This window comes from Streptomyces cahuitamycinicus (genome assembly GCF_002891435.1).
Taxonomy (GTDB): Bacteria; Actinomycetota; Actinomycetes; order Streptomycetales; family Streptomycetaceae; genus Streptomyces; species Streptomyces cahuitamycinicus.
In genome coordinates this window covers 1-7,192 of the sequence record NZ_POUC01000405.1, presented here as the reverse complement: position 1 = coordinate 7,192, position 7,192 = coordinate 1, and the positions used below count along the sequence as shown (strand labels likewise).

8 protein-coding genes are annotated in these 7,192 nt (G+C 72.2%); 4 read left to right on the top strand and 4 right to left on the bottom strand.

The annotated features are described in order from the left end of the window. The coding region (locus C1J00_RS34765) for a VWA domain-containing protein (RefSeq protein ID WP_102912938.1) at positions 1 to 1,062 on the top strand (1,062 nt) is incomplete at its 5' end. 136 nt (positions 1,063 to 1,198) lie between these two features. Here C1J00_RS34765 and C1J00_RS34760 read toward each other — a convergent pair. The 3 genes from C1J00_RS34760 to C1J00_RS34750 are packed head-to-tail and all read right to left on the bottom strand — an operon-like array spanning position 1,199 to position 3,273. After that, positions 1,199 to 1,558 (bottom strand): cupin domain-containing protein, encoded by a 360-nt coding sequence (locus tag C1J00_RS34760; protein ID WP_062930783.1) that lies wholly within the window; start codon positions 1,556 to 1,558, stop codon positions 1,199 to 1,201. Between the two features lie 60 nt (positions 1,559 to 1,618). Beyond that, positions 1,619 to 2,596 (bottom strand): pyridoxal-phosphate dependent enzyme, encoded by a 978-nt coding sequence (locus tag C1J00_RS34755; protein ID WP_102912937.1) that lies wholly within the window; start codon positions 2,594 to 2,596, stop codon positions 1,619 to 1,621. Then, positions 2,593 to 3,273 (bottom strand): helix-turn-helix transcriptional regulator, encoded by a 681-nt coding sequence (locus tag C1J00_RS34750; protein WP_102912936.1) that lies wholly within the window; start codon positions 3,271 to 3,273, stop codon positions 2,593 to 2,595. The genes C1J00_RS34755 and C1J00_RS34750 overlap by 4 nt, the downstream gene beginning before the upstream one ends. A gap of 182 nt (positions 3,274 to 3,455) precedes the next feature. On the opposite strand from C1J00_RS34750, the gene C1J00_RS34745 reads away from it, so the two are divergent. From C1J00_RS34745 to C1J00_RS34735, 3 genes are read left to right on the top strand one after another with little or no spacing between them, the layout of a single operon-like run. After that, the gene (locus tag C1J00_RS34745; RefSeq protein ID WP_102912935.1) at positions 3,456 to 4,376 is read left to right on the top strand and encodes a metal ABC transporter solute-binding protein, Zn/Mn family; all 921 of its coding nucleotides are present in this window, start codon (positions 3,456 to 3,458) and stop codon (positions 4,374 to 4,376) included. Next, entirely contained in the window at positions 4,373 to 5,218 is an 846-nt protein-coding gene (locus C1J00_RS34740; protein ID WP_102912934.1) for a metal ABC transporter ATP-binding protein, read from the top strand. Before C1J00_RS34745 ends, C1J00_RS34740 begins: the two co-directional genes overlap by 4 nt. Continuing rightward, the gene (locus C1J00_RS34735; protein WP_102912933.1) at positions 5,215 to 6,096 is read left to right on the top strand and encodes a metal ABC transporter permease; all 882 of its coding nucleotides are present in this window, start codon (positions 5,215 to 5,217) and stop codon (positions 6,094 to 6,096) included. Before C1J00_RS34740 ends, C1J00_RS34735 begins: the two co-directional genes overlap by 4 nt. Positions 6,097 to 6,103: 7 nt before the next feature. Here C1J00_RS34735 and C1J00_RS34730 read toward each other — a convergent pair. Further along, a partial coding sequence (locus C1J00_RS34730) for an amidohydrolase (RefSeq protein WP_146046310.1) occupies positions 6,104 to 7,192 on the bottom strand: 1,089 nt, incomplete at its 5' end.

Here is a 7,192-nt window from a genome sequence, read left to right as displayed (position 1 = left end):
GCCGCCGACGACCGGGAGATGCTGGGCCGACTGGCGATCGAGGCGGTCGACGGTTTCGGCGGCTACGGTTCCTCGCCGGAGTCGGACGGCTGGTCGTCGTACCAGACGCTCGAACGGCTGCGGCCGCAGACGCTGCTGACCCGGGTGCGTGACGACGTCCGGGGGCAGGGCGGGAACGCGGGGTTCGCGGACCGGCTGCTGGAGGACGAGATCCGGCGGCGCATCGACACCTTCCGGGCCATGGTGGCGGACGAGGCGCGGCGGCGGGTCGCCGAACGGCGTGGCCGGGACGAGATCGCCCGGCGGGCGGTGGCCCCGACCGCCGACCGGGTCGACTTCCTGTTCGCCGGGCAGGACCGGCTGGCCGAACTGCGCAGGACGGTGCAGCCGCTTGCCCGCAAGCTCGCGACCCGGCTGGCGGCCCGGCGCCGCCGTGCCTGTCGGGGCTCGATCGATCTGCGGCGGACCCTGCGCGGTTCGCTGTCGACGGGCGGGGTGCCGATGAAGCCGGTCCTGCGCCGACGGCGTCCCGTGCGTCCCGAACTGGTGTTGCTGTGCGATGTGTCGGGGTCGGTCTCCGGCTTCTCCGACTTCACGATGCTGCTGGTGCAGGCGCTGCACGACCAGTTCAGCAAGGTGCGCGTGTTCGCGTTCGTCAACCGGATCGACGAGGTGACCGGGCTGCTGGAGCACGGCAGGGCCGACCCGGCGGGGCTGGGTGCGCGCATCCAGGGGGAGGCGACGGTCACGGGATATCACGGGAGCAGCGACTACGGCATGGCGCTGGGCGAGTTCGCCGAGCGGTACGCGGACGCGGTCGGCTCCCGCACGACCGTGTTCGTTCTCGGTGACGCCCGAACGAACCGGAGCGATCCCAACCTGCCCGCCGTGCGGCGGATCGCCGAGCGCGCCCGCCGCGTCCACTGGCTCAATCCGGAGCAGCGCTCCCGCTGGGGCACGGGCGACTCCGCCGCACCCGCCTACGCCGAGCTGGTCGAGATGCACGAGTGCCGCAACGCACGGCAGTTGAGCGCGCTGGTGGCACAACTGCTGCCGGTGTGACAGAGCCTGCGGGGCGGGCGTGTGATGCCGCGGCTGTCGCCGGCGGCCATCCGGTTTCCCAGGGCAGGGGGAAGCTGAGGCGACAATCCGGCGCGGCAGGACCGGGCGCATCGCACCACGGCCCTGCGGGAATCGGTTAATCCTTCTTGGCGTACTCCTTGGCCATGCTGCCCGCGAAGTCGTACACCACGCACTGCTCGTCGCCGACGACCCAGGCGTCGTGGCCGGGTGCGCAGACGAACACGTCGCCCGGGCCCACCTCGGTCTCCGCGCCGTCGTCCATGCGGATGTGCATACGGCCCGATACGACATAGCCGTTGTGATGGATCCGGCAGCTGTCCGTCCCGGCGATCGGGGCCACGGACTCGGACCAGCGCCAGCCCGGTTCGAAGGTGGCCACGGCGAAGTCCAGTCCGGTCATGTGGACGGCTTCCAGGTGGCCTCGGGGGTAGTCGCGCCGCTCGTCCGGCTTGTCGAGCGTCTTCACTTCCAGCATGACGCTCCTCCTCCGTGAGGGTTTGCCTCCATCGTCCGTCCGTGCGGCGGGCGGCGCCAATCAGGGGGCGCCGCCGCAGAGCTCGGCGAAGCGCGCGGCGTCGACGTTGCCACCGGAGATGATCACGCCGACCCTGCGCGGCAGTGTGCCAGCCCGGCCGTTGAGCAGGGCGGCCAGCGGGGTGGCGCCGCTCGGCTCGACGACGATCTTCAGGTGCTCGAAGGCGAACCGCATCGCGTCCCGGATCTCGTCGTCGGTGACCAGGACGACGTCGTCTAGGAGGCGCCGGTTGACCGAGAAGGTCAGCTCCCCGGGGGTGTGCAGGGCCTGGCCGTCGGCGATGGTGCGCGGGACCGGGATGCTGATGCGCCGGCCCGCCTCCAGCGAACGCTTAGTGTCGTCCCCGGCCTCCGGCTCGACGCCGACGGTCCGGATACCGGGGTACAGGCCCTTGGCGGCCGTGGCACTGCCCGCCATCAGCCCGCCGCCGCCGACCGGCGTCAGCAGCGCATCCAGCTCCCCCGCCTCTTCCACCAGTTCGAGCGCAGCCGTGCCCTGCCCGGCAATGACGTGCGGATGCTCGTACGGCGGGATGAGGGCGAGACCGCGCTCGGCGGCGAGGGCCTCGGCGATGGCGACCCGGTCACCGGAGTAGCGGTCGTATGTGACGATCTCGGCGCCGTAGCCGGCGGTGGCGGCCCGCTTCGACGGCGGGGCGTCCTCCGGCATGACGATGACGGCGGTGGCGCCCAGCTCGCGGGCGGCCAGGGCGACGGCCTGGGCGTGGTTGCCGGAGGAGTAGGCGGCGATGCCCCGGGACAGCTGCTCGGGGGTGAGGCGGGAGGCGGCGTTGTAGGCGCCGCGGAACTTGAAGGCGCCCACGCGCTGGAAGTTCTCGCACTTCAGGAGGATCTCGGCGCCGGCGAGCGCGTCGAGGGTGCGGGAGCGCAGCACGGGTGTGCGGTGGGCGACGCCCTTGAGCCGGGCGGCGGCGTCCCGGACGTCGTCCAGGGTGACCGGTGGGGTGGTGGTCGTCACGCGGATCCTCCGGTGGAAGTGTCGTGGGCCGCCCGGGCCCGGGACAGGTAGTTGTAGGCGGAGGCACGGGAGATGCCGAGCCGGGCGGCGACCTGCTCGACGGCGCCGCGCACGGCGAAGACACCGCGGGTGTCCAGGCCGCCGAACAGCTCCACGCGCTCCGCCCGGCCGAGCTCCGCCCAGCTGCCCCGCTGCCGCGACTGGTGGGCGTCGACGAGGGCGTCGACCACCGAGTCGATGTCGTTGCCGAACGTGGTGGTCGGCAGCTCCCGCGGGGCGGCACCGAGCCCGGCGAGCGCGCCGAGCAGGTCGTGGACCCGGGTGACGGCGCTGACGTCCACGTTGACGCAGAGGGCACCGAACACGGCTCCCGTGGAGTCGCGCAGCACCATCGTCGAGGACTTCACGAGCGTCCCGTCGCGGGTGCGGGTGACGTAGTTCAGTTCGTCGGCCGCCTCGTCGCCGCCGGCGAGGACGCGCATGCCGATCTCGCTCATCGCGCCGCCGACCGCCCGCCCGGTCACCGAACCGGCCACGGCGACCACCGACTTCTCCGGGTTCCGGTAGTCGTGCAGCACGACTTCACAGACCGGCCCGAAGGTCGCGGCGAGGCCCTCCGCGACCGGCGTCAGCGCGGCGAGGATCGCGTCCCGCTCGGCGTTCGTCCCGTTGCCCATACCGCCTCCTCTCACCTTCACCACCTTAGACCAAAAATCCAGCACTTGGATAGACAGTCCAGCCCATCTCAACAGTTGGTAATGGTTTTCACATGGCTTGCACCCAAGGCCGCTTCTGACATTCATTCCCATCTACCGTGATGCGTGCCGAACCCCCTGTGCACGCCCGTCCTGGAGGACCCATGTCCCTGCCCACGTCCCGCCGCTTCGCGCTGCTGACCGGCGCGTCCCTGGCCCTGCTCGCGGGCTGCGGCAGCTCGTCGGACTCCGCCGACGCCCGGAGCGCACCGGCCCGGGTGGCCGTGGTCGCCTCCACGAACGTCTGGGGCGACATCGCCCGGCGCATAGGCGGCGACCGGGTCGATGTCACCTCGCTCATCAGCGACCCCGACCAGGACCCCCACTCCTACGAGGCCGACCCCCAGAACCAGCTGGCCCTGTCCAAGGCGAAGGTCGTCGTCGAGAACGGCGGCGGCTACGACGACTTCGTCGACCGCATGCTGAAGAGCGGTCACAACGACTCCGCCCAGGTGATCAACGCGGTCGAGGTGTCCGGCAGGATGGCGCCCGAGGGCGGGGAGCTCAACGAACACGTCTGGTACGACTTCCCCACCGTCGCCAAGGTCGCCGACCGGATCTCCGCCGCCCTCGCGAAGGCCGACCCGGCCGACGCCGGCGCCTTCGGGAAGAACGCCGCCGCCTTCAAGGCGAAGCTCGCGCCGCTGGAGACCGAGGAGGCGCGGATCAAGAAGGCGCACGGCGGTGAGGGCGTCGCCATCACCGAACCCGTGCCGCTGTACATGACCGAGGCGAGCGGCCTGGTGAACCGGACGCCCGCGCGGTTCAGCGAGGCGATCGAGGAGGGCGACGACGTCTCCCCGCGCGTCCTCCAGGAGAGCCTCGCACTGTTCAGTGGCAAGAAGGTGAAGGTCCTCGTCTACAACGCGCAGACCTCCGGCCCGCAGACCGGGAAGGCCGAGGCGGCGGCCGAGGCGGCCGGCATCCCCGTCGTGCCCGTGACGGAGACCCTGCCGAAGGGCAAGGACTACCTCGGCTGGATGACCGGCAACCTCGACGCGCTCGCGAGCGCGCTGGCCAAGTGACCCCGATACCCCGGCAGGACGGCACGACGGTCGTCGCCCTGCGCGCAGCCGCCCTGTCCTACGGCGAGCGCGAGGTGTGGAGCGGTCTCGATCTGGACGTACGGCCCGGGGAGTTCCTGGCCGTGCTGGGCCCCAACGGTGCGGGCAAGACCAGCTTCCTACGGGCCCTGCTGGGCCGTCAGCCGCTGTCCGCGGGCACGCTGACGGTCCTCGACCGGCCCGCGCGCCAGGCCGCCCGGCACATCGGATACGTCCCGCAGCAGGCGGCGCTGTCCGCGCAGGCGATGCTGCGCGCCCGCGACCTCGTCCGGTTCGGCATCGACGGCCACCGTTTCGGGCCGCGACTGCGCACCGGTCCGGCCCGCCGCCGGGTGGACGAGATCCTGGAGTCGGTCGGCGCCTCGGCCTACGCCGACGTCCCGCTCGGCATGCTCTCCGGCGGCGAACGGCAGCGCGTGCGCATCGGGCAGGCCCTGGCGACCGACCCGCGCCTCCTGCTGTGCGACGAGCCCCTGCTGTCGCTCGACCTGAACCACCAGCGGGCCGTCACCGAGCTGATCGACGCCCGGCGCCGCTCCCGCGGCACGGCGGTGGTGTTCGTGACGCATGAGATCAACCCGGTGCTGGGGCTGGTCGACCGGGTGCTCTACCTGGCCCGCGGCGCTCACCGCGTCGGCACCCCGGACGAGGTGCTGACCTCCGGGTCACTGTCCCGCCTCTACGGCACGCGGGTCGACGTCGTCCGCGTCCGGGGCCGGGTGGTGGTGGCGGGAGCACCCGACGAGAAGCCCGTCCCGCCGCACCACCCCGAACCTCAGGAGACGGACGGAGTGCGCTCATGACACTCGCCGACGGGATCTGGCACCAGATCTTCGACTTCACCGACTACGGCGAACTTCTCGCCCTGGTCCGCAACTCCCTCGTCGCCGGCGTGGCGCTGGGTCTGGTGGGCGGGCTGGCCGGGGTGTTCGTCCTGATGCGGGATCTGCCGTTCGCGGTGCACGGCATCAGCGAGCTGTCCTTCGCGGGCGCGTCGGCGGCACTGCTGCTGGACACGAACATCGTGGCGGGCTCGATCGTCGGTTCGCTCCTCGCGGCAGGCACCATCGGCGTCCTCGGGACACGGGCCCGGGACCGCAACTCGGTGATCGGCATCATCATGCCGTTCGGTCTGGGGCTCGGCGTGCTCTTCCTCGCCCTCTACAAGGGCCGGGCGGCCAACAAGTTCGGGCTGCTCACCGGGCAGATCGTGGCCGTGGACACCCCGCAGATGTCGTGGCTGCTCGGCACCTCCGCCCTGGTGCTGGTGGCCCTGGCTGTCATGTGGCGTCCGCTCGCCTTCGCCAGCGCCGATCCGGACGTGGCTCAGGCCCGCGGGGTGCCGGTGCGTGGGCTGTCCTTTGCGTTCATGCTGGTCCTCGGGCTCGCGGTCGCCCTGTCGGTACAGATCGTCGGCGCGCTGCTGGTGCTCTCCCTCGTCGTCACCCCGGCCGCGGCGGCCGCCCGCGTCACCGCCTCGCCCGTGCTGCTGCCCGCGCTGAGCATGCTGTTCGCCGTGGCCTCGATCGAGGGCGGCATCCTGCTGGCCCTGGGCAGCAGCGTCCCCATCAGCCCCTACGTCACGACCATCTCCTTCACGATCTACGCGGTGTGCCGGACGGCCGGCCGCTACCGGAGCCGGCGGTGGGGGGCGCGGCGGACAGCGGTGCGAACCAGTTGAGCAGGCCTCACCGTTCGAAGACGACCTGCCCGTCGAAGACCGTGAGATCCACCCGCATCCGGGTGACGTCGTGCGGGTCGAGACCGAGCAGCGGCCCGTCCAGGACGCACAGGTCGGCGGCCCGGCCCGGTTCGAGGGTGCCCTTCCAGCCGTCGGCGAAGTCCTGCCAGGCGGCGGTGGACGTGTAGGCCCGCAGGGCGTCGGCGAGGGGCACGCACTGCTCGGGGCCGCTCGGGCGGCCACTGGCCTTGGACTCGCGCAGCATCATCGACGCCACACCCTGACGCCAGTCGGGCTCGGTGATCGGCGCGTCGGAGCTGGCGCAGACCCGTACCCCGGCGTCGAGCGCGGAGCGCACCGGCCACTGGTAGGCGGAGCGCTCGGGGCCGACGACCTCGTCCATCAGGTCCGAGATGGTCCACTTGATGGCGGGGTTCATGTTGACGCCGTAGCCGTGCGCGGAGAGCTTGGCCAGACTGCTCGGGCCGATGAAGTCGCCGTGGATCACGTAGTGGCGTGCGTCGGGGCGGGGCGCGGCCTCGTTCGCAGCGACGAAGGCGTCCACCACGAGGTCGATGGCCCGGTCGCCGGTGACGTGCACGCCGAGCTGGAAGCCGGCCTCGTGGCCGAGCCTGATCATCTCGCGCAGTTCGTGCACCTGGAGCGCGGGCGTGTCGCCGTGCACGCACAGAGCCCCGTGACCGCCGTCCGGGTACGGCTCGCTCATCCACGCCGTGCGGTTGGGCGGCACTCCGTCAGCGAAGATCTTGACTCCGACGGCCCGCAGCAACCGGGGGTCGGCCGACTCGGGGCGGCGCAGTTCGGCCAGTCCCTCGCGGACGTCGGCGGCGGAGCCGCCCATGGGCGCGGGCAGCAGCAGGACGCTGACGCGGGCCTGGAGTTCGCCGCTCGCGGCGAGGTCGGCGTAGGCGGTCCAGTTGTCGGTGCTCAGGCCGCCGAAGAGCGAGCCGGCGCCGCCGGGGCCGAGGCCGGGCTCGGTGTAGCTGGTGATGCCGCGGGAGTGCAGTTCGCGGATCACGGCCTGGATGGCGCGGCGGCGCTGGGCCTGGGTCGGGGCGGGCAGTTCGGCTTGGAC